The sequence below is a fragment of the Variovorax sp. ISS6 genome (assembly GCF_056523145.1).
This window is the reverse complement of sequence record NZ_JAWRZC010000001.1, coordinates 5260656-5280596: the sequence shown is the minus strand read 5'-3', so window position 1 is coordinate 5280596 and position 19941 is coordinate 5260656. Positions and strand designations below refer to the sequence as shown.

Annotated in this window: 9 protein-coding genes; 8 read left to right on the top strand and 1 reads right to left on the bottom strand. The window is 71.9% G+C overall.

The window, feature by feature from the left end:
• Nucleotides 1-79 precede the first annotated feature (79 nt).
• From pcaB to AC1HIL_RS24430, 3 genes are read left to right on the top strand one after another with little or no spacing between them, the layout of a single operon-like run.
• Nucleotides 80-1456 carry a 3-carboxy-cis,cis-muconate cycloisomerase gene (gene pcaB, locus AC1HIL_RS24440; protein WP_479670235.1) on the top strand — a complete coding sequence of 459 codons (1377 nt, stop codon included), beginning with the start codon at nt 80-82 and terminating at the stop codon, nt 1454-1456.
• 24 nt (nt 1457-1480) lie between these two features.
• Nucleotides 1481-2836: a cation:dicarboxylate symporter family transporter gene (locus AC1HIL_RS24435; protein WP_479670234.1), complete on the top strand. Its 1356-nt coding sequence runs from the start codon at nt 1481-1483 to the stop codon at nt 2834-2836.
• A gap of 13 nt (nt 2837-2849) precedes the next feature.
• On the top strand, nt 2850-4274 hold the full coding sequence (locus AC1HIL_RS24430; RefSeq protein WP_479670233.1) for a class II fumarate hydratase: 1425 nt from the start codon (nt 2850-2852) through the stop codon (nt 4272-4274).
• On the opposite strand, the gene AC1HIL_RS24425 is transcribed toward AC1HIL_RS24430, so the two are convergent.
• Entirely contained in the window at nt 4240-4944 is a 705-nt protein-coding gene (locus tag AC1HIL_RS24425) for a glutathione binding-like protein (RefSeq protein ID WP_479670232.1), read from the bottom strand. The two genes, AC1HIL_RS24430 and AC1HIL_RS24425, sit on opposite strands and share 35 nt — an antisense overlap.
• A 214-nt stretch (nt 4945-5158) precedes the next feature.
• Here AC1HIL_RS24425 and AC1HIL_RS24420 point away from each other — a divergent pair, with 214 nt between their 5' ends.
• The 5 genes from AC1HIL_RS24420 (at nt 5159) to AC1HIL_RS24400 (ending at nt 19719) form a co-directional block, all read left to right on the top strand.
• Entirely contained in the window at nt 5159-5887 is a 729-nt protein-coding gene (locus AC1HIL_RS24420; RefSeq protein ID WP_479670231.1) for a secretin and TonB N-terminal domain-containing protein, read from the top strand.
• Nucleotides 5884-6396 (top strand): RNA polymerase sigma factor, encoded by a 513-nt coding sequence (locus AC1HIL_RS24415; RefSeq protein WP_057597401.1) that lies wholly within the window; start codon nt 5884-5886, stop codon nt 6394-6396. Before AC1HIL_RS24420 ends, AC1HIL_RS24415 begins: the two co-directional genes overlap by 4 nt.
• A gap of 90 nt (nt 6397-6486) precedes the next feature.
• The gene (locus AC1HIL_RS24410) at nt 6487-7482 is read left to right on the top strand and encodes a FecR family protein (protein WP_479670230.1); all 996 of its coding nucleotides are present in this window, start codon (nt 6487-6489) and stop codon (nt 7480-7482) included.
• Nucleotides 7483-7674: 192 nt separating this feature from the next.
• A complete protein-coding gene (locus tag AC1HIL_RS24405; protein ID WP_479670229.1) occupies nt 7675-18987 on the top strand; it encodes a filamentous haemagglutinin family protein in 11313 nt (3770 codons plus the stop codon).
• A 102-nt stretch (nt 18988-19089) separates the two neighbouring features.
• A complete protein-coding gene (locus AC1HIL_RS24400) occupies nt 19090-19719 on the top strand; it encodes an RNA polymerase sigma factor (protein ID WP_479670228.1) in 630 nt (209 codons plus the stop codon).
• Nucleotides 19720-19941 lie beyond the last annotated feature (222 nt).

Below are 19941 nucleotides of genomic sequence, written 5' to 3'. Positions count from 1 at the left end.
TGACCTAAGGGTAAACCCTATTCATTCATATGTCCGGACATATTAAATTAAATATGTCCGAACATATCAAGGCCCGTCCATGTCCTTCGCCTCCCTTCCGATGGCCAGCACCGTCGTCGATTCGATCCTTTTCCGCGATGCCTTCGGCACGGCGGCTATGCGCGCGCTGTTCTCCGACGTGGCGCTGATCCAGCGCTACATCGACGCCGAGATCGCGCTGGCGCGCGCCGAGGCGAAGGTGGGCGTGATCCCGGCCGACGCGGCCGAGGTCATCGCGCGCGAGTCGCGCATCGAGCGCATCGACTTCGACCACATGCGCCACGAGACCGACATCGTGGGCTACCCGATCCTGCCGCTGGTGCACCAGCTGGTGGCCATGTGCGGCGACGCGGGCCGCTACGTGCACTGGGGCGCGACCACGCAGGACATCATGGACACGGCCGTCGCGCTGCAGGTGCGCGACGCGCTCGACCTGGTCGATGCCGAAATCCGCGAGCTGCGCGGCATCCTGGCCGATCTCGCGCGCAAGCACCGCGACACGCCGATGGCCGGGCGCACCCATCTGCAGCAGGCGCTGCCCGTGACCTTCGGCTACAAGGTCGCGATCTGGCTCGCCATGTTCGACCGCCACCAGCAGCGCCTGGCCGAGCTGCGCCCGCGCGTGGCCGTGGTCGAGTTCGCGGGCGCGGCCGGCACGCTGGCCTCGCTGGGCGACAAGGGCTTCGAGGTGCAGGCGGCGATGGCCGAGGAGCTCAAGCTCGGCGTGCCCGCGACCACCTGGCACGTGGCGCGCGACGGCTTCGCCGAGGCGGTGAACCTGCTGGCGCTGGTCACCGGCTCGCTCGGCAAGATCGCGCTCGACATCATGATCATGGCCTCGACCGAGTTCGCCGAGGTCTACGAGCCCTTCGTCAAGGGACGCGGCGCGAGCAGCACCATGCCGCAGAAGCGCAACCCGATCTCGAGCGAGCTGATGCTCGCGGCCTCGAAGGCGGTGCGCCAGCACGCGGGCCTGATGGTCGATGCGATGGTGCAGGACTTCGAGCGCGCCACCGGCCCCTGGCATGCCGAGTGGATCGCGATCCCCGAGAGCTTCATCCTCACGGCCGGCGCGCTGCACCAGGCCAGGTTCGCGCTCGGCGGACTGATCGTCGACGAGGCGCGCATGAAGCACAACCTGGGCATCAGCCGCGGCCTGATCGTGGCCGAGGCCGTGATGATGGGCATGGCGCCGCACATCGGCCGCCAGCAGGCGCACGATGTGGTCTACGACGCCTGCCGCACCGTCAACGAGAAGGGCGGCACGCTGGCCGAGGCGCTGGCCGCGTTGCCCGAGGTCACGGCGCATTTCGACCGCGCGGCCATCGATCGCCTGACCGATCCCGCCAACTACCTGGGCCTCGCGCCCCGGATGGTGGACCGCGCGCTGGCGCTGTCCGCGCAGGCCCGGGGCTGAGCCCGGGCACCCAAGGAGACAACCATGCTCAACGATTCCACCCTGGTCGCACCGCCGAAGAAGCAGCCCTGGTACCGCCGGCTCGGCATGCAGGTGCTGGTCGCGCTGCTGCTGGGCATCGCGGTCGGCTTCCTGTTCCCGAAGTTCGCGGGGCAGCTCAAGCTGCTCGGCGACATGTTCCTCTCGCTCATCAAGGCGGGCGTGGCGCCGCTGGTGTTCCTCACCATCGTGCACGGCATCGCCTCGGCCGGCGACGTGCGCAGCGCGGGGCGCGTGGGCTGGCGCTCGCTGGTGTACTTCGAGGTGATCTCGACCATCGCGCTGGTCATCGGCCTGCTCGCGGGCAACCTGCTGCAGACCGGCAAGGGCATGACCTCGGTGGCCGGCGCGGCCGCGGCACCGGCGGTGAAGGCCGCCGCGCCGCAGGGCTTCCTCGAGTTCATGGCCCACATCGTGCCCGACAACTTCGTCGGCGCCTTCGCCAAGGGCGAGCTGCTGCAGGTGGTGGTGCTCGCGGTGATGGTGGGCATCGGCATCCTCGCGATTCCCGAGAGCCGGCGCGAGAAGATCAACGGCGGCCTCGATATCGTCTCGGAGGTGCTGTTCTCCTTCATCAACCTGGTGATGAAGCTCGCGCCCATCGGCACCTTCGGCGCGGTGGCCTACTCGGTGGGCAGCAACGGCTCCGCGGTGCTGGTGGCGCTGGCGCAGCTGGTGCTGAGCTTCTATGCGGTGATCGTGCTGTTCATCGCGGTGGTGCTGGGGCTGGTCGCCAGGTTCGCGGGCTTCAGCCTGTGGCGCTTCCTGCGCTACATCAAGGACGAGATCCTGATCGTGCTGGGCACCGCCTCCTCGGAGAGCGCGCTGCCGCGCCTGCTCGTGAAGCTCGAGCGCCTGGGCTGCGCCAAGCAGACCGTGGGCCTGGTGCTGCCCACGGGCTATGCCTTCAACCTCGACGGCACCTCGATCTTCATGGCCATGGGCGTGATGTTCATCGCGCATGCCTACGGCGTGCCGCTCACGCTCGACCACCAGATCGGCATCCTGCTGCTGATGCTGCTGACCTCGAAGGGCGCGGCCACGGTCTCGGGCGGCTCGTTCGTGGTGTTCGCGGCCACCGTCACCTCGACCGGGCTGCTGCCGGTCGAGGGCCTGGCGGTGATCTTCGGCGTCTACCGCTTCCTGTCGATGGCCATCTCGACCTGCAACGTGATCGGCAACAGCGTGGCCACCGTGGTGGTCGCCAAATGGTCGGGCACCTTCGACGCGCAGCAGGCCGAGCGCCATCTCTACCCCGAGCGCTACCCCGACACCGCGCAGGCCGACCAGGACCTCGACGACGGTGTGGCGCCCGTCGACGCCCATCCCGCGCGGGCTTGACGCGATGACTGCCATGACCGCCATGCGCATCGAACGCGACGCCTTCGGCCCCGTCGAGATTCCGGCCGACCGCTACTGGGGTGCGCAGACCCAGCGCGCGCTGGGGGTCTTCGAGATCGGCGAGGAGCGTTTTCCCGCCAGCCTGATCCACGCCTTCGGCCTGCAGAAGATGGCCGCGGCGCGCGCCAACCTGCGCTGCGGCGCGCTCGACGCGGCCCAGGCGGCGCCGATCGTCGAGGCCGCGGCCGAGCTGCGCGACGGCCGCTTCGACGGCCACTTTCCGCTCACCGTGTGGCAGACGGGCTCGGGCACGCAGACCAACATGAACGCGAACGAGGTCATCGCCAACCGCGCGAACGAGCTGCTGGGGCAGCCGCTGGGCACCAAGTCGCCGGTGCATCCCAACGACCACGTGAACGCCTCGCAGTCGTCGAACGACAGCTTTCCCACCGTGATGCACATCGCGACCGCGCTCGAGTTGCGCGAGCGCCTGCGGCCCGCGCTGCAACTGCTGCGCCAGCGCCTGCAGGAACGCGCCGAGGCCTTCGCGGACGTGCTCAAGATCGCGCGCACCCACCTGATGGACGCGGTGCCGATGACGCTGGGGCAGAGCTTCGACGCCTTCGCGCGCCAGGTCGGCCACGGCATCGACCGCATCGACGCTACCTTCGCGCGCCTGCAGCTGCTGGCGCAGGGCGGCACCGCGGCGGGCACCGGGCTCAATGCGCCGCCGGGCTTCGACGCCGCCTTCTGCGAGGAACTGGGCGCGCTCAGCGGCATCGCCTTCGCGCCCAACCCCAGCAAGTTCGAGGGCATGGCCTCGCACGACGCGCTGGTGGAGGTGTCGGGCGCGCTCAACGTGCTCGCGACCTCGCTGGTGAAGATGGCCAACGACCTGCGGCTCCTGGGCTCGGGCCCGCGCTGCGGCCTGGGCGAGCTGCGCATTCCGGACGACGGGCTCACGAGCTCGATCATGCCGGGCAAGCGCAACCCGACCATTGCCGAGGTGGTGGTGCAGGCCGGGCTGCAGGCCATGGGCAACCACCTCACCATCACCATGGCGGGCGCCTCGGGCAACTTCGAGCTCAACGTGGCCAAGCCGCTGATCATCCAGAACCTGCTGCAATCGATCCGCGTGCTGGCCGATGCCTCGCGCGTGTTCGCCGAGCGGCTGGTGAAGGACATCGAGCCCGAGCGCGAGCGGCTCGCGGCGAACGTCGACAACGCGCTGCTGGCCGTGACGGCGCTGAACCCGGTGCTGGGCTACGACCGCGTGGCGAGCATCACGCGCGAGGCGCTCGCGCGCGGCATCGCGCCGCGCGCGGCGGCCATCGCGCTGGGACTGATCGACGGCGACGCATACGACCGGCTCGTCGACCCGGCGGCGATGGCGGGAGCCGGCCTCAGGCGGCCTTCGGAATCGTCAGCCCCGCGATGACGGCAGGCCGCGCCACGAAGCGCTCGAGCACGCGCGCCACGTTCGGGAAGCTGTCGAAGCCGACCAGCTCGCGCGCCTCGTAGAAGCCGATCAGGTTGCGGATCCAAGGGAAGCTCGCGATGTCGGCGATGCTGTAGTCGTCGCCCATGATCCATTCGCGGCCGGCCAGGTGCTTGTCGAGCACGCCGAGCAGGCGCTTCGATTCGGCCACGTAGCGGTCGCGCGGGCGCTTGTCCTCGAACTCCTTGCCGGCGAATTTGTGGAAGAAGCCGAGCTGGCCGAACATCGGGCCGATGCCGCCCATCTGGAACATCACCCACTGCAGGGTCTCGTAGCGCTTCGCGGGGTCGGCGCTCAGCAGCTTGCCGGTCTTCTCGGCCAGGTAGAACAGGATCGCGCCCGACTCGAACAACGGCAGCGGCTGTCCGCCCGGGCCGTCGGGATCGATGATCGCGGGAATCTTGTTGTTGGGATTCAGCGAGAGGAACTCGCTCGACATCTGGTCGTTGCTGCCGAAGCTCACGAGGTGCGGCTCGTAGGGCAGGCCGATCTCCTCCAGCATGATCGAGACCTTCACGCCGTTGGGCGTGGGCAGCGAATAGAGCTGCAGCCGCTCGGGGTGCCGGGCGGGCCACTTCTGGGTGATCGGGAAGTCGGCGAGGGAGGTCATGGCGAGGGCCTTTCTTTCTTGGAATACGGGAAGAGGGCGCTTCGGCCCGGCGGCCGGCCCCTCGGGGCGAGCCGGCGATATTGCCCGATCCGCGCATCCGCTGCCGGGCACGAGGAATGCTTTGGTGTAGCACCGACGTCATATTCGGGCGCCACGATGGCGGGCTTCCAGAATGGCGCACCCACCTTGCCGGCCCGATTCGTCTCCTCGCAGGGTGCGCCCGCTCGCCGCCCGTGGGCGGCGCCATGCCCTGGCGCTGTCGCTGCTGTGCGGGCTCTGGCTGCCCGCGTGGGCCGCGACCGCCGATGGCGACGCGGCGCGCGTGGATGACGCGGCCGCCCTGCCCGAGGCCGCCGCGAGCGGCGTCGATTTCGACATCGCGGCGCAGCCCCTGGCCGCCGCGCTGCAGCGCTATGCCATGCAGTCGGGCCGCCCGGCGCTGTTCGACAGCGCGGCCGTGAGCGGCCGCACCTCGGCCGCCGTGCACGGCCACCACGCGCCCGAAACCGCGCTGCGCCTGCTGCTCGAAGGCACGGGCCTGGCCGCCGAACGCACGCGCGACGGGCCGGCCGATGCCTTCGTGCTGAGGCCGGTCGATGCGCGCGCGCTGGCGGCGCGCCAGCCCGCGGAGGGCGTGGACACCGACTACGGCGCCTGGGTGCAGGCACGCGTCTGGGAAGCGCTGTGCGCCGATGCGCGCACCGCGCCCGGCGACTACCGCACCCTGCTGCGCTTCGAAATCGACGCCACCGGTGCACTGCAGAAGCCGCGCCTTCTGACCTCGACCGGCAATGCGCGCCGCGACGCCGCGGTGCGCGAGGCCCTGCAGCGCGTGCGCGTGGGCCGCGCGCCGCCGCCCGCGATGGCGCAGCCGCTGACCCTGGTGCTGCTGCCGCGCGACCCCGCCGACCCCGACGCGCCGCGCTGCGGGAACCGGCCATGACCGAGGATGCGCGCCCGATCCTGTCGGACTACCTGTCGCGGCACTACGCCAGCCTCAAGCGGCGCGTGACGCGGCTTTTGGGCAACGGCGACCTGGCCGGCGACGCGCTGCAGGACACCTGGCTGCGGCTGCAGAGTCGCGAGGAAGAAGACGCGATCCAGAGCCCGGGCAGCTACCTGGTGCGCGTGGCCGTCAACATCGCGATGGACATCCAGCGCCGCCAGAGCCGCTCGCTGTCGATCGACGAGGTGCAGTCGCTGATGGAGCTGTCGGACCCGGCGCCGGGCCCGGCGCGCACCGCCGAACTGCGCTCCGAGGTGACGAGCCTGCTGCAGTTGATCGACCGCATGCCCGAGCGCCGCCGCACGATCCTGATGCTGGTGCGCTGGGAAGGGCTGCCGCAGAAGGAGGTGGCGGCGCGGCTGGGACTCTCGGTGCGCGTGGTCGAGCACGAACTCAAGCGCGCCCACGACTTCCTCGATGCGCGGATGAACCATGACAAGAAATAGTTGGGGGTTTGGCGTGGCGCCGTTCGTCTGGATGGGTGAAGCACTTTTCCATCGTTTCCGCGGCGCACCGGCCTTGGCCCGCATGAAGCCATGAGGGCATCGGCCGACGACCGCGACACATCGGGCGACGCGCTGCCGGCGCAGGCGCGCGTCTGGCTGCGCCTGCTCGCTTCGGGCGAGGTCAAGGCCTCGGACGCCGAGGCCTTCCAGCGCTGGCTCCATACCAGCGAGGCGCATCGCGCGGCCTTCCAGGAGGTCAAGCAGCGCTGGGCGGCGCTGCGGCCCGTGAGCGGCGAGTACCTGCGCACCCGCCCGGCGGCGGCCGCGGCGCACGAGCGCGCGCGGCAGGGCCGGAGCTTCGGGCGTCGCGCCTTCCTCGGTGCGGCCGTGAGCGCCGCCGCGGTGGCCGGCGTGGCGGTGGTGGCCTATCCGTCGGGCGGGCTCTGGCCCGCGGCGGGCGAGGACGTGGCCGACGAGCGCACCGGTGTCGGTGAGCAGCGCACGCTGGCGCTGGCGTCGCGGGTGCAGGTGACGCTCAACACCCAGACCCGGATCCGTCGCGAGCGTGTCGCGGGACAGTTCACCGGCATCGACCTGCTGTCGGGCGAGGCCGCGATCGACCTGCTGGCCGAGGGCGGCCCGTTCGGCGTGGTGGCCGGCGCCGGGCGCAGCCTCGCGCACACGGGGCGCTTCGAGGTGCGGCACCTCGACGGCAAGGTCTGCGTGACCTGCATCGAGGGCGCGCTGCGCATCGAGCATCCGGCCGGCGTGCGCGCGCTGCAGGCCGGCCAGCAGGCGGTGTACGACGCGCGCTCGCTCAGCGGCATCGCGCGCGTCGCGCTCGACAAGGTGTCGGCCTGGCGGCGCGGCGAGCTGGTGTTCGACCAGGCGCGGCTGGCCGAGGTGCTGGCCGAGATCGATCGCTACCGCGCGGGCAGCGTGCTGCTGGTGAACGCCGCCGCGGGCGAGAAGCGCGTCAGCGGCCGCTTCCGATTGGCCTCGCTCGATTCGGCGCTGGCGCAGCTCGAGCACACCTTCGGCCTGCGCGCGCGATCGCTGCCCGGCGGGCTGCTGCTGCTGAGCTGAAACAGCGGCCCAAAAAAGTTGGGGGTTTGCGCGCGGCCCGTTCGTCTTAGCGCATCGGAAATTCAGCGCGCCGCCCCCGGTGCGCGGAACTCCACGACCTCCACTTTCGGGCAAGCACTTCTCATGAGCACACGCGGATCCCTGGGCGCAAGCACCCCATCGACCAACCAGCCGGCCCGGAGGCGCTTTCGCATGGCACCGATCGCGCGCGCCATTGCCGTGACGCTGGTCGCCAATGGCGCGCTCGCCGATGCGCAGGCGCAGCGCGCCTTCAGCGGCGCCTGGTTCGCCAACAAGACCACCGTGCAGGGCGCGGCCGCGGCCACGGGCCGGCTGCCCAACGGCATGCCCGCGTCGATGCTGACGAACCCGGCCGGACAGCAGCGCGCCAGCGACGAGCTGCGGCGCTCGATCGGCAACCTCGACATGGCGGCGCGCACCATCGCCGCCCAGCAGGCGGCGCAGGCGGCCGCGCGCCAGGCGGCGCAGAACGACGGCACAGACATCCCCGAGGGCCTCGCGCCCGGCGGGCTCGCGGTCGACACCAACAGCCTGACCGCCGGCTGGCTCAACGCCAACGCGCCGGTGCAGACGGCCGCGGGCGGACGCACCCAGGTCGACATCAAGCAGACGGCGGACAAGGCGATCCTCAACTGGGAGAGCTTCAACGTGGGCCGCAACACCACGGTGCGCTTCGACCAGGCCGGCGGTGCGTTGCCCGACGGCAGCAATGCATGGATCGCGCTGAACCGCATCAACGACCCGAGCGGCCGGCCGAGCCAGATCGCGGGCCGGATCAAGGCCGACGGCTCGGTCTACCTGATCAATCGCAACGGCATCGTCTTCAACGGCACCAGCCAGGTCAACACGCGCTCGCTGGTCGCCTCGAGCCTCGCGCTGTCGGACCAGCAGTTCAAGCTCGGCATCAACAACCCGCAGAAGTTCGACGGCCAGGGCAACGACTTCGCGATCCCTCAGTTCGGCCTGTTCACCGCGATCAAGCCCGATGTCTACGGCCCCTCGGGCTTCGTGCCCGGCGAGGGCGGCGCGCCCGACCGCATGGGCGGCGTGGACCGCTTCGATCCCGGCGCGGCGCCGGGCGAGGTGCGCGTGGACGCCGGCGCGCGGCTGGCGGTCGAGTCGGGCGGCAAGGTCATGCTGTTCGCGCCCAAGGTGCGCAACGCGGGCCACATCACGGCGCCCGACGGCCAGGTGATCCTGGCGGCCGGCGAGAACGTCTACCTCAAGACGCCCTCGACCCAGGACCCGAACGCGCCGCGCGGCCTCGACGTGGCGGTGTCGGCCGTGCCGGGCTGGGCCTTCACCGGCGGTCAGGTGCAGGGCGCGCTGAAGCTGGTGCCGGTGTATGGCGACGCGAACTTCGTCAACAGCCTGCGCGACGTGGTGATGCCCGAGATGGCCGCGCGCGCCAAGTCCGTGGGCTACGAGGTGGTGAACACCGGCACCGTGCAGTCCGACCGCGGCAACATCACGCTGCAGGCGCAGGACGTGCGGCAATCGGGCGTGCTGGCCGCGACCACCGCGCTCAACAACCGCAGCGGCTCGATCCTGCTGCGCGCCTGGGGCCTGGGCACGCACATGTACTCGGACGGCGTCGACGACCTGGTCAACTGGTCGGCCGGCACGCTCACGCTGGGCGAGGGCAGTCTCGCGCAGGTGCTGCCCGATGCGGGCGACCGCGGCGAGATCGAGGCCTCGGCGCTCGCCACGCGCTACCAGCCGGGCCGCGTGGCCCTGTACGGCCAGCTGATCGACGTGCGGCCGAAGGCGGGCGTGCTGGTGCCCGCGGGCACCATCGCGGCCGAGTCGGCTGTCAACCCGATGTTCACGCAACTGCCGTATTTCAAGCCCGGCAGCCTCGGCGATGCCAGCCGCATCTACATCGACAGCGATGCCTTCCTGAGCGTGGCCGGGCTGCAGGGCATGCAGGTCGACATGTCGCGCAACTTCGTCGAGGCCGAGCTGCGCATCAACGAGCTGCGCGATTCGCCGCTGCTGCTCGACTCCTGGCTGCGCGGCAAGAAGGTGATCGTCGACCGGCGCGCCAACGGCATGTTCGACGCCGGCCCGATGACGGGCGTGCAATGGGTGACCGGGCCCGACGGCAAGACGCTGGTGCCGGGCGCCTGGGTCGGCACGCCGCTGGCCGACGTGTCGGGCTGGGTCGGCGTGGGCAAGACCGACCTCGCCGAGCTGTCGGCGAGCGCGGGCAGCATCAACCTGCGCGCGGGCGGCGCGGTGATCACGCGCGCGGGCTCGGTGCTCGACGTGTCGGGCGGCTCGGTGCGCTATTCCGACGGCATGAACACCGCGACCAAGCTCATGGGCGCCGATGGCCGCGTGCACACGATGGACAAGGCCCTGCCCGACATCACCTACACCGGCATCGCGGGCGAGTACGCGAGCGAGCACGCGCGCTGGGGCGTGAAGGAGAGCTGGCGCTCGCCGCTGATCGGCGCTAACTACAAGGAGGCGGGCTACACCGAGGGCCGCAAGGCCGGCGATCTGCGCATCTACGCGGGCGACGCGATGGTGCTTGAGGGCGACATGCTCGGCGGCGTGGTGGCGGGCGACCGGCCGCAGGCCAAGGCCGCGGCCAGCCTCGGCGGCCGCCTCGAGCTCGGCGAGAACACGCCCGACGGCCGGCCCTGGTCGCCGGGCACCATCATCGTGAGCCACGATCCGAAGCGGCTGGCCAAGGACTTCGGCGCGCTCACCACGCTCGGCGACGATTTCTACGTGCAACTCAAGCCCGACGAGCAGGGCTCGCGCAAGCTGAGCTTCCTGTCGGACGACATGCTCAGCCGTTCGGGCATGGGCAGCATCGTGCTCAACACCATCAACGGCGACTTCGAACTCGCGGCCGGCGCGGCGCTGCAGCTCTCGCCGGGCGCCTCGCTGACGGTGGCGGGCACCGAGGGCTCGACCCGGGACATCCGCATCTTCGGCCAGATCCGCGCGCCCGGCGGGCGCATCGGGCTGTCGTCGAGCAACGGCGCGCTCGAGATCGGCGCGCAGGGCCGGCTCGATGCCAGCGGCCAGTGGCTCAACACCTGGCGCGAAGGCCCGGCCAGCGGTGCCTGGGCCATCGACGGCGGCGCGATCTCGCTCGGCGTGGCGAAGATCGCGGCCGACCCGGCGGCGGTCTTCGACGTCTCGGGCGGCGGCCGTGTCGACGTCGCGAAGAACGGCCTGCCCACGCTGCGCGTGGGCGACGCGGGGTCGGTCACGCTGGTGGGCGTGACGCCCGAGCTCGACCTGGGCGCGCTCAACCTGCGCGCCTTCGCGGCCGGTTCGGCGGGCAGCCTGGTGCTCGACGTGCTGTCGCCGGTGCAGATCGGCGGCAGCGCCGCCACCGATGCCGAGACCGGCAAGCCGCTCGTGACGCTGCTGCCGCCCACGCTCTACGGCGAGCGCGGCTTCGGCCGCGTCACGGTCGCGGTGCGCGGCGAGGGCGGCATCGCGGTGCCCGAGGGCGTGACGGTGTCGCAGCAGGCCGTGAGCCTCGATCTCTCGAACTTCGACTGGCGCCAGCTGCCCGGCGGCGCCAGCCTGGCCGAGGCCGCGCCCATCGGCGTGCTGCGGCCCGAGGAGCGCGCGGCGCGCAAGAACGCGGCGCTGTCGCTGGGCACCGCCAACGGCCCGATCTCGGTCGGGGCGGGTGCGGTGGTGCGCACCGACATCGGCGGCAGCCTGTCGCTCGGCGCCGGTGGCCAACTCGGCACGGTCGACGTGGCCGGGCGCCTCGACGCGCCGGCCGGCGGCATCTCGCTGTCGGGCGGACAGGTCACGCTGCGCTCCGGCGGCGAACTGCTGGCGCGCGGCGTGCCGCTGATCTCCACCGACAGCCGCGGCCGCCAGGTGGGGGAGGTGCGCGACGGCGGCACGGTCGACATCCAGGCCGGCGAGGTGCGGCTCGAGCGGGACGCGCTGATCGACGTGTCGGGCGCCACCGGCGAGATCGACGGCGTGGCCGACACCGGCCGCAATGGCACGCAGCTGCCGAAGCCGACGCCGAAGATCCGGCTCGACAGCGACGGCGGCCTGATCCAGGTCAAGGGCCAGGGCCTGATCGAGAGCACGCTGGTGGGCCACGCGGGCGGCCCCGGCGGTATCGGCGGACGCATCCGGATCAACATGGACGTGCCCGCCGCGCCCGGCGGTTCGCCGCTGGAGCGCCTGAGCCAGACGCTGCAGGACCCGGACTGCTTCGGCTTCTTCGTCGACGGCGCCTGCAACAACTGGCGCCAGGGCCTGGACTACGACTGGGCGCCGGGCCTGCGCAGCTTCGGCTACGAGGTCGAGGGCACGATGATCATTCCGTCGAGCCTGCTGCCGCGGCTCTCGGAGAGCAAGGAGCTGGTGCTGTCCGACCGCCTGCCGGCGCCCGGCCCGGTCGGGGCGCTCGATCCGGCGCAGTTCGGGCTGACGCCGGCCGCGCTCGACCTGTTCCGCGACGCCATGTTCGGCGGCGACCTGCTGCGCGAGATCATGCAGAAGCCGGGCCAGGCCTTCGCGCTGACGCTGCGCCCGCGGTCCTTCGCGAACGGCGGCTTCGCCGACCTCGCGCTGGTGAATTCCTCGCAGGGGCCGATCCGCCTCGACGACGCGCACATCAGGACGGGCCGCGCGATCTCGCTGCAGGGCCGGATCCTCGGACACGCCGGCACCTCGTCGTCGCTGAGCGCGCCGCACCTCACGCTGCTGACCGTGCCGGGGCCGGCCTCGGCCTCGCTCGTGGCCGAGGTGCCCGATGCCCAGGGCGAACTGAAGCTCGCGGGCCGGTTGATCGAGATCGTCTCGGGCAACGAGGCGGGCGTGTCGCCCGAAGGCACGGCGCGCATCGGCGGCTTCAGCCGTACGCGGCTCGAGGCCGGCGAGATCCGCATCGGCGGCGCGCTGCCCGAGCAGATCAACGACGACACCCGGTTGCAGCTGAACCTCGACGTCGACGGGCAACTGGTGCTCGCGGCCGGCCAGGTCTATCCGAGCACCGGCATGACCGGCGTGATCCGCGCCACCGGTTCGATCGCCATCGAGCGGCTCGGCGAGCCTGGCGACGCGCCGCTGTCGGCCGGCGGCACCCTGCGCCTGGAGGCACCGACCATCGCGCAGAACGGCGTGCTGCGCGCGCCGCATGGCCAGATCGAACTGGCCGCGAGCGAGCGTCTCGCGCTGGGCGCCGACAGCCTGACCTCGGTGTCGGGCGCCGGCGTGGTCGTGCCCTATGGCACCCTGCTCAACGACGAGCACTGGCACGATCCCACCAAGGCGGTGGACGCGGCCAATCCCTCGGCCGGCTCGCTGGCCGCGCCGCCGGAGAAACGCATCACGCTGAAGTCGCCCGACGTGGCGCTGGCGCGCGGCGCGACCGTGGACATCGCGGGTGGCGGCGATCTCTATGCCTGGGAGTTCGTGCCCGGGCCGGGCGGCTCGTACGACGTGCTGAACCGGCCCGGCACCTACGCGATCCTGCCGGGCCAGACCGCCACCGCGCCGGCGAGCGCCGCCGAAGCGGGCCAGCGCGTGTGGCTCGCGGGCGGGCCGGGCCTGGCGGCCGGCTGGTACAACCTGCTGCCCGCGCGCTTCGCGCTCCTGCCCGGCGCCTTCGCGGTGCAGGCCACCGGCAAGGCCTGGGGCGGCGCGCTGGCGCCGGCCACGCTGGCCTCGGACGGCAGCCTGGTGATGCAGGGCCGCGGCGGCAATGCCTTGAGCGGCCAGCAGGACGCGCAGGCCTCGGCCTGGCGCGTGATGTCGGGCGGCACGCTGCGCAAGTACACCGAATACAACGAAGCCACGGCCAACGACTTCTTCTCGTCCGACGCCTTCAAGCTCACGCAGTACCGGCTGACCGGCCAGAACGTCGTCACGCCGCGGCTGCCGCGCGACGGCGGCGCCGTGGTGTTCGATGCCGGCAAGCGGCTCACGCTCGACGGCACGCTGCGCTCGGCGCCCGATGCGGGCGGCCGCGGCGGGCTGGTCGACATCGCGGGCGGCAAGATCGCGATCGTCGGCGCCGGCCTGGACGCGGCCGGCCTGCAGGCCGACGGCTACCTCGTGATCGACTCGGCGAGCCTGTCGAACTTCGGCGCCGGCAGCCTGCTGGTGGGCGGCAAGCGCCAGGGCAATGCGCTCGGCCTCGAGATCGACGTGACGGCCACCGACATCGTGGTGCGCAACGGCGAGGGCTCCGAGCTCAGCGGGCCCGAGATCATCCTCGCGGCCAGCGAGCAGGTGGCGATCGAGGGCGGCAGCCGGGTGCGCGCCAAGGGCGCGGGCGGCCGCGGCTCGGGCAACCTGGTGATGAAGCCGAAGGCGCCGGCGGTCTACACCGATCCCGACGGCAACCTCGACGACAACGGCGACGGCGTGATCGACGCCAGGGACGCGGCCGACGACGTGCTCACCTCGCCGACGAAGGACTGGGGCGCGCTGGTGCGCCTGGCCACGGGCGACGCGGTGCAGGTGCTGCGCCAGAACGTGGACACCACGCGCGGCGGCCTGGTCACGATCGGCGCGGGCGCGCTGGTCGATGGCGGCGCCGCGCTGCTGATCGACGCGACGCGCACCACCGAGCTCGCGAGCTCGGCCCGGATCGCCGGCGCCGATTTGTCGGTGGCGGCCGGCCGCATCGGCTTCGGCGGCGGCACCGAGGGCATGGTGCTCGACAGCGGCGCGCTGGCGCAACTCGCGAACTCGCAGCGCCTGACCCTGCGCAGCTATTCGGACTTCGACTTCTACCGTTCGCTCGATCTCGGCGCGGCCGGCCTGCGTTCGCTGACCTTCGACGGCGCCGCCTTCGTCGGCCGCGGCGCGGGCGACGTGACGATCCGCGGCGATGCGGTCACGCTGATCAACAGCGGCGGCGGCACCGGTGGCAGCGGCACCGGCAACGGCGCCTTCACGCTCGATGCCGGCACGCTGGTGCTGGGCGCGGGCCGCAAGGACTTCGCGGGCTTCGGCGCGGTCACGCTGGCGGGGCGCGACCAGATCGTCGGCGCGGGCGCGGGTGCGGTGGACACCGGCGCCGCGGCGCTGACCCTGGCCACGCCGCTCTTGACCGGCCGCGGCGGCGCGGCCCAGACCATCGCCACCCAGGGTGCGCTGCGCGTGACGGGCGGCGAGGCCGGCGCGGGCACGCCGACCGACCTGCAGGACAGCCTGGGCGCGCGCCTGAGCCTGAGCGGCAAGACCATCGACTTCGGCGGCCGCGCGGTCGCGCTCGGCGGCAGCATCGGCATGACGGCGACCGGCGGCAGCCTGGTGGTGGGCGAGGGCGCCCGGATCGACGTGGGCGGCTTCGCCAAGCGCTTCTTCGACCTGGCCGAATACGCCGACGCGGGCCGCATCGACCTCGCGGCCGTGGGCGGCGACGTCCGGCTCGAGGCCGGCAGCCGGCTCGGCCTGGCGGCACACGCGGGCGGCGGCAGCGCCGGCACCCTGGGCCTGGCCGCGTCGAACGGCGGCACCGTGGTGCTCGACGGCACCATCGCCGCGCAGGCCGGCGCCGGCGGCAAGGCCGGCAGCTTCTCGCTCGACATCGAGGCGCTGCCCGACTTCGCGGGCTTCAGCCAGCGCCTGAACGACGCCGGCTTCAACCGCTCGCGCCAGTTCCGCATCCGCCAGGGCGACGTGGTGCTCGGCGGGCTCACGACGGTCGAGGACTTCGGCCTCACCGCCGACCGCGGCAGCATCGACATTGACGGCACCGTGGATGCGCGCTCGGCCTATGGCGGCACGATCCGCATCACCGGCGGCAACGGCGTGGCGATGCGCGAGGGGGCGAAGCTGCTGGCCGGCGCGACCGGCGAACTCGGCAGCGGCCGCGTCACGCTCGAGGCGGCCGGCGGCCGGCTCGAACTGCGCGGCGGCCAGATCGACGTGGCGGGCAACGAGGGCGGCAAGGTGCGCCTGCGCGCACGGCAGAACGCGGGCCACGACGAGATCGAGGTCGGCGCACTGAACGTCGCGGTCACGGGCGCGCGCTCGGCGGTGCTCGAGGGCACGAGCAGCTACGAGGCGCAGGACGGCACGGTCGATGCGGTCAAGGCCGAGGCGATCGCCGATGCGCGCCGCTTCAGCGCCGCCGCCGGCGCGATCGCCGGGCGCCTGGGCACCGGGCTCGCGGTCATGCCGGGCATCGAGATCCGCAGCGCCGGCGACCTCGCGCTCAACGGCGACTGGAACCTGTTCGCCGATCTGCCGGGCGCGCGCGACGGCACGCTGACCCTGCGCGCCGGCGGCAACCTGCTGATCAACGGCCACCTGAGCGACGGCTTCGACAAGGCGGACCGCGGCGGCGTGCTGCAGCCCGGTGCCTCGTGGAATCTGCGGCTGGTGGCGGGCGGCGCCCTCGATTCGGCCAACGTGCTCGCGCTCAAGCCGCTGGCCGCGCAGGCCGAAGGCAAGGGCTCGGTCGTGATCGGCACCGCCAACACGGCGCAGCCCAGCGACAGCGATCCCGCACCCGACAACGGCGCCGGCAAGCTGGTGCGCACCGGCACCGGCGACCTCGAGCTGCGCGCGGGGCGCGACCTCACGCTGGCGCACAAGGAGTCGGCGATCTACACCGCGGGCCGCAAGGACACGACGGTATGGAGCGACTTCACCACCGCCAACCCGAACGCGAGCTACGGCGTCGACGGTGGCCACCTCGACATCGGCGTGCAGGGCAGCATCGACGCCGCGCCCGCGGGGCAGCGCTTCACCGAGTGGCTCAACCGGCAGGGCACGCTGAACGCGCAGCGCTACTTCGGCCCGTACACCAACGGCGAGAACGCCGTGGGCCCCGACGGCGTGTACGGGCCCGTGATCCATCCGACCGAGCAGTCGAGCTGGTGGATCGACTACGGCCGCTTCCAGCAGGGCGTGGGCGCGCTCGGCGGCGGCAACGTGGCGGTGCATGCCGGCGGCGACCTGCGCAACCTGCTGGTCGCGCTGCCCACCAACATGCGCGTGCGCGGCGGGCTCTCGGCGGGCGAGGCGATGACCGTCGAGATGCGCAACGGCGGCGCGATGCAGGTCGAGGCCGGCGGCGCGATTCGCGGCGGCCAGTACTACGTCGCGCGCGGCGCGGGCGAGATCCGCGCGGGCGAGACCGCGGTCGGCCGCACCGTGACCCTGAGCCGCGACGACAGCATGGGCGGCATCACGCGCACCAGCTACGGCGTGGCGCCGGTGCTCGCGCTCGGCGATGCCACGCTGAGCCTGCGCACCGCGGGCGACCTGGTGCTGCAGACGGTGGTCGATCCGCTGCTGGTCACCTACGGCGAGGGCCTGCGCCCCGACGGGCAGCAGCTCAACTACGGCGCCTACATGAGCGGCTACACCGACCGCAGCGCGCTGAAGCTGGTCTCCACCGGCGGCGACATCCACTTCGTCAACCGCGCGGAGTTCATCTTCCGCGACGTGCTGCTGCGCAGCTTCGACCACGACACGCTGGTGGGCTTCGGCGGCAACCGCTATCCGGCGCGGCTGTCGGCGGTCGCGCTCAATGGCGGGCTGTCGATCGAGGGCCCGCTGTACGTGCTGCCGGGCACCACCAACGACGTCTCGCTGGCCGCGAAGAACGACATCCGCTTCGCGGCGCCGCTCGCGATGGCCTATGCCACGCCGGCGATGATGCCCTCGCCGACCATGCCCGCCGGTGCAGGCTCGCCCTTCAGCCAGATGAACATGGAGGACATGCTCGACAACTGGATCAACTGGTCGGGCGCTTCCTTCATCAAGGACCCGTACCTGCGCAGCGTGAGCAATCCGTCGGTGCTGCCGCTGGCCGGCGACTACGAGCCCAGCCGCATCTATGCGGCCGAGGGCTCGATCTTCGGGCTCGACATCAAGGCCAACGAGCAGACCTGGGTGCGCGCGGGCAAGGACATCCGCGGCGTGCGTGTGGCGGGGCGCAACCTGCGCGCTTCCGACACCACCTTGCTGGAGGCGGGCAACGACATCCTGGCCACGGTGCGGGTCGATCCGATCGAGCGCGAGAACGCCATCAGCAACAGCCTGACCGGCAACATCGAGATGCAGGGCCCGGGCACGCTGACGCTCGCGGCCGGGCGCGACGTGTACGCCGACAACCTGCAGGTGCGCACGGTGGGCAACCAGCGCTACGACCGAAACAACCGGCCGCAGCCCGACACCCAGATCAACGGCCTGCCGGCCAACAGCGCCGCGATCACCGTCATGGCCGGACTGAACGGCGCCGTGGGCTACGACGCCTTCGCCGCCGCCTACCTCGATCCGGCCCGCGTGGCCTCGATGCCCGACTACCTCAAGACCCGCGCGCCCGACGGCACGCAGGTGCCGATCTACCTGGTGGACCAGGTCGAGACGCGCCCTGGCGGGCAAGAGAAGACCGTGCGCCGCGGCCTTGTCTCGTACATGAAGGACATGACCGGCGAGACCCTCGCGCCGCTCGAGGCCTGGACCCGCTTCCAGGCCTTGCCCGGACCGGCGCGCCAGCAGTTCCTGCGCCAGGCCTTCCTGCTCGAGCTGCGCGAGGCGGGCCGCGACCAGAACGAGCCGGGCATCGGCGGCCTGCCGCGCAACGGCGGCTACAACCGCGGCTACGCGGCGATCGACACGCTGTTTCCGGGCAAGGACTGGAAGGGCGACGTGGCGGCCAACACGCTGATGCTGCGCACCATGGCCGGCGGCGACATCAACGTGCTCACGCCCGGCGGCGGACTGCAGGTGGCGGCGCTCGGTGCCACCGTGCCGGCCGGCTACGGCCTGGTCACGCTGGCCTCGGGCCACATCGACATCTTCGCCAAGGACGATGTCACGGTGAACCAGTCGCGCATCCTGTCCTTCGTGCCCGAAGTGACGAAGCAGGGCAGCGACCAGATCATCTGGTCCACGGTCGGCAACATCGACGCCGGCCGCGGCGCGAAGACCCTGCGCGTGCCCTCGGCGCCCGAGGTCGTGACCGACCTCGACGGCGTGACCGTGGTGCGCGAGAAGTCGGACATGAGCGGCAGCGGCATCGGCACCGTGGGCGACGGCGACGTCGACCTGGTCGCGCCGAACGGCACCGTGAATGCCGGCGATGCCGGTTTGCGCGTGGCGGGCAACCTCAACATCGCCGCGCTGCAGGTGCTCAACGCCGACAACATCCAGGTCAAGGGCGAGACCAAGGGTCTGCCGGTGGTCGCGGCCGTGAACGTCGGCGCGCTGACCAATGCCAGCGCGGCCGCGGCCCAGGCCGCGGTGGCCGCCCAGGAGAGCCTGCAGCGCGACCGCGCCGCGGCGCGCCAGGCATTGCCCTCGGTGTTCACCGTGCGCGTGCTCGGCTTCGGCAACGAGCCGGCCGAAGGCGGCGGCCGCAACCCGCCGCCGCCCGCGGCCGGACGCGCGGGCGACAGCGCGGTGCGCTACGACCCCGCGAACCCCGTGCAGCTCGTGGGCAACGGCCGGCAGTTCGATGCCCGGCAGGTGGCCCGGCTGACCGACGAGGAACGCCGCGCCTTGCAGGGCCGCTAGGCCCCACGCCATCCGGCGCCTGCGTCCCGCCTCCCGCGAACGGGGGGCGGGGCGGCAGCGTGCCTCTTTTCGCCCGCCGATGCACACCGAGACGGATCCGCCATGAGCCTGAACATCCCGTGCCGCACTGCAGACCATTCCTTCGACGACGCCGCTTGTGGCGAGCCGCCCGATCCGGCGCCGCGTTGTGCCGCGCTGCAGGCCATCCTGGTCGCGAACTACGAGCATCTGCGGCGGCGGCTGCTGCGCCACCTGGGCTGCCCCGACCTCGCGAGCGAATGCCTGCACGAGGCCTGGCTGCGGCTCGGCGACCTGGGCCTGGCGCACGATGTGCAGAACCCGCTGGCCTACATCCACCGCATGGCCAGCAACCTCGCCGTGGACCGGCTGCGCAGCCATCGGCCGTGGCAGTACGCGGGGGAGGAGCAGGTTGTGCTTGAAGAGCTGGTCGACCGCGCGCCTGGGCCCGAGTCGATTGCAGAGGCGCGTTCCGATGTGGCGGCGGTGGAGCGTGCGATCGAGCGGTTGCCGCGTCGGCATCGGTCGGTGCTGATCGCGCTGCGTATCAATGAGATGACACGGCAGGAGGCGGCGGCGCGCTTCGATCTGTCGCTGCGCAGTGTGGATACGGCGTTGCGGCAGGCGTTGGATTACTGCGCGGAGAGTGCGGGGCAGGAGGTGTGGGTGGGGGTGAATGGGGGGAGGAGGGCGGTGCGGGTGGGGGGGGTGTAGAGGCACCTTGGTACTGCTCGATCTGGCAACAAAGGCGACCGAAGCCGTCGCGGCGCAACATGCATGGGATCTGGCATTTTCTCGCGGGATTAGCATGAGCTTCCAGACCCTCTTCGGCACGATCGGCCTTGTCGATCGACTTCGCCGTCGAGCTCCGCGTTTGAAATTTCTTCGTGAGCTAAATTAGCTGCAATCGAATATTTCGACAATTTCCCTGCTGCG

Coding starts and splice junctions, on each gene's coding strand:
- AC1HIL_RS24430 (WP_479670233.1), top strand. CDS start 2,850: ATGACCGCCATGCGCATCGAACGCGACGCCTTCGGCCCCGTCGAGATT.
- AC1HIL_RS24410 (WP_479670230.1), top strand. CDS start 6,487: ATGAGGGCATCGGCCGACGACCGCGACACATCGGGCGACGCGCTGCCG.
- AC1HIL_RS24405 (WP_479670229.1), top strand. CDS start 7,675: ATGGCACCGATCGCGCGCGCCATTGCCGTGACGCTGGTCGCCAATGGC.
- AC1HIL_RS24425 (WP_479670232.1), bottom strand. CDS start 4,944: ATGACCTCCCTCGCCGACTTCCCGATCACCCAGAAGTGGCCCGCCCGG.
- pcaB (WP_479670235.1), top strand. CDS start 80: ATGTCCTTCGCCTCCCTTCCGATGGCCAGCACCGTCGTCGATTCGATC.
- AC1HIL_RS24435 (WP_479670234.1), top strand. CDS start 1,481: ATGCTCAACGATTCCACCCTGGTCGCACCGCCGAAGAAGCAGCCCTGG.
- AC1HIL_RS24400 (WP_479670228.1), top strand. CDS start 19,090: ATGAGCCTGAACATCCCGTGCCGCACTGCAGACCATTCCTTCGACGAC.
- AC1HIL_RS24415 (WP_057597401.1), top strand. CDS start 5,884: ATGACCGAGGATGCGCGCCCGATCCTGTCGGACTACCTGTCGCGGCAC.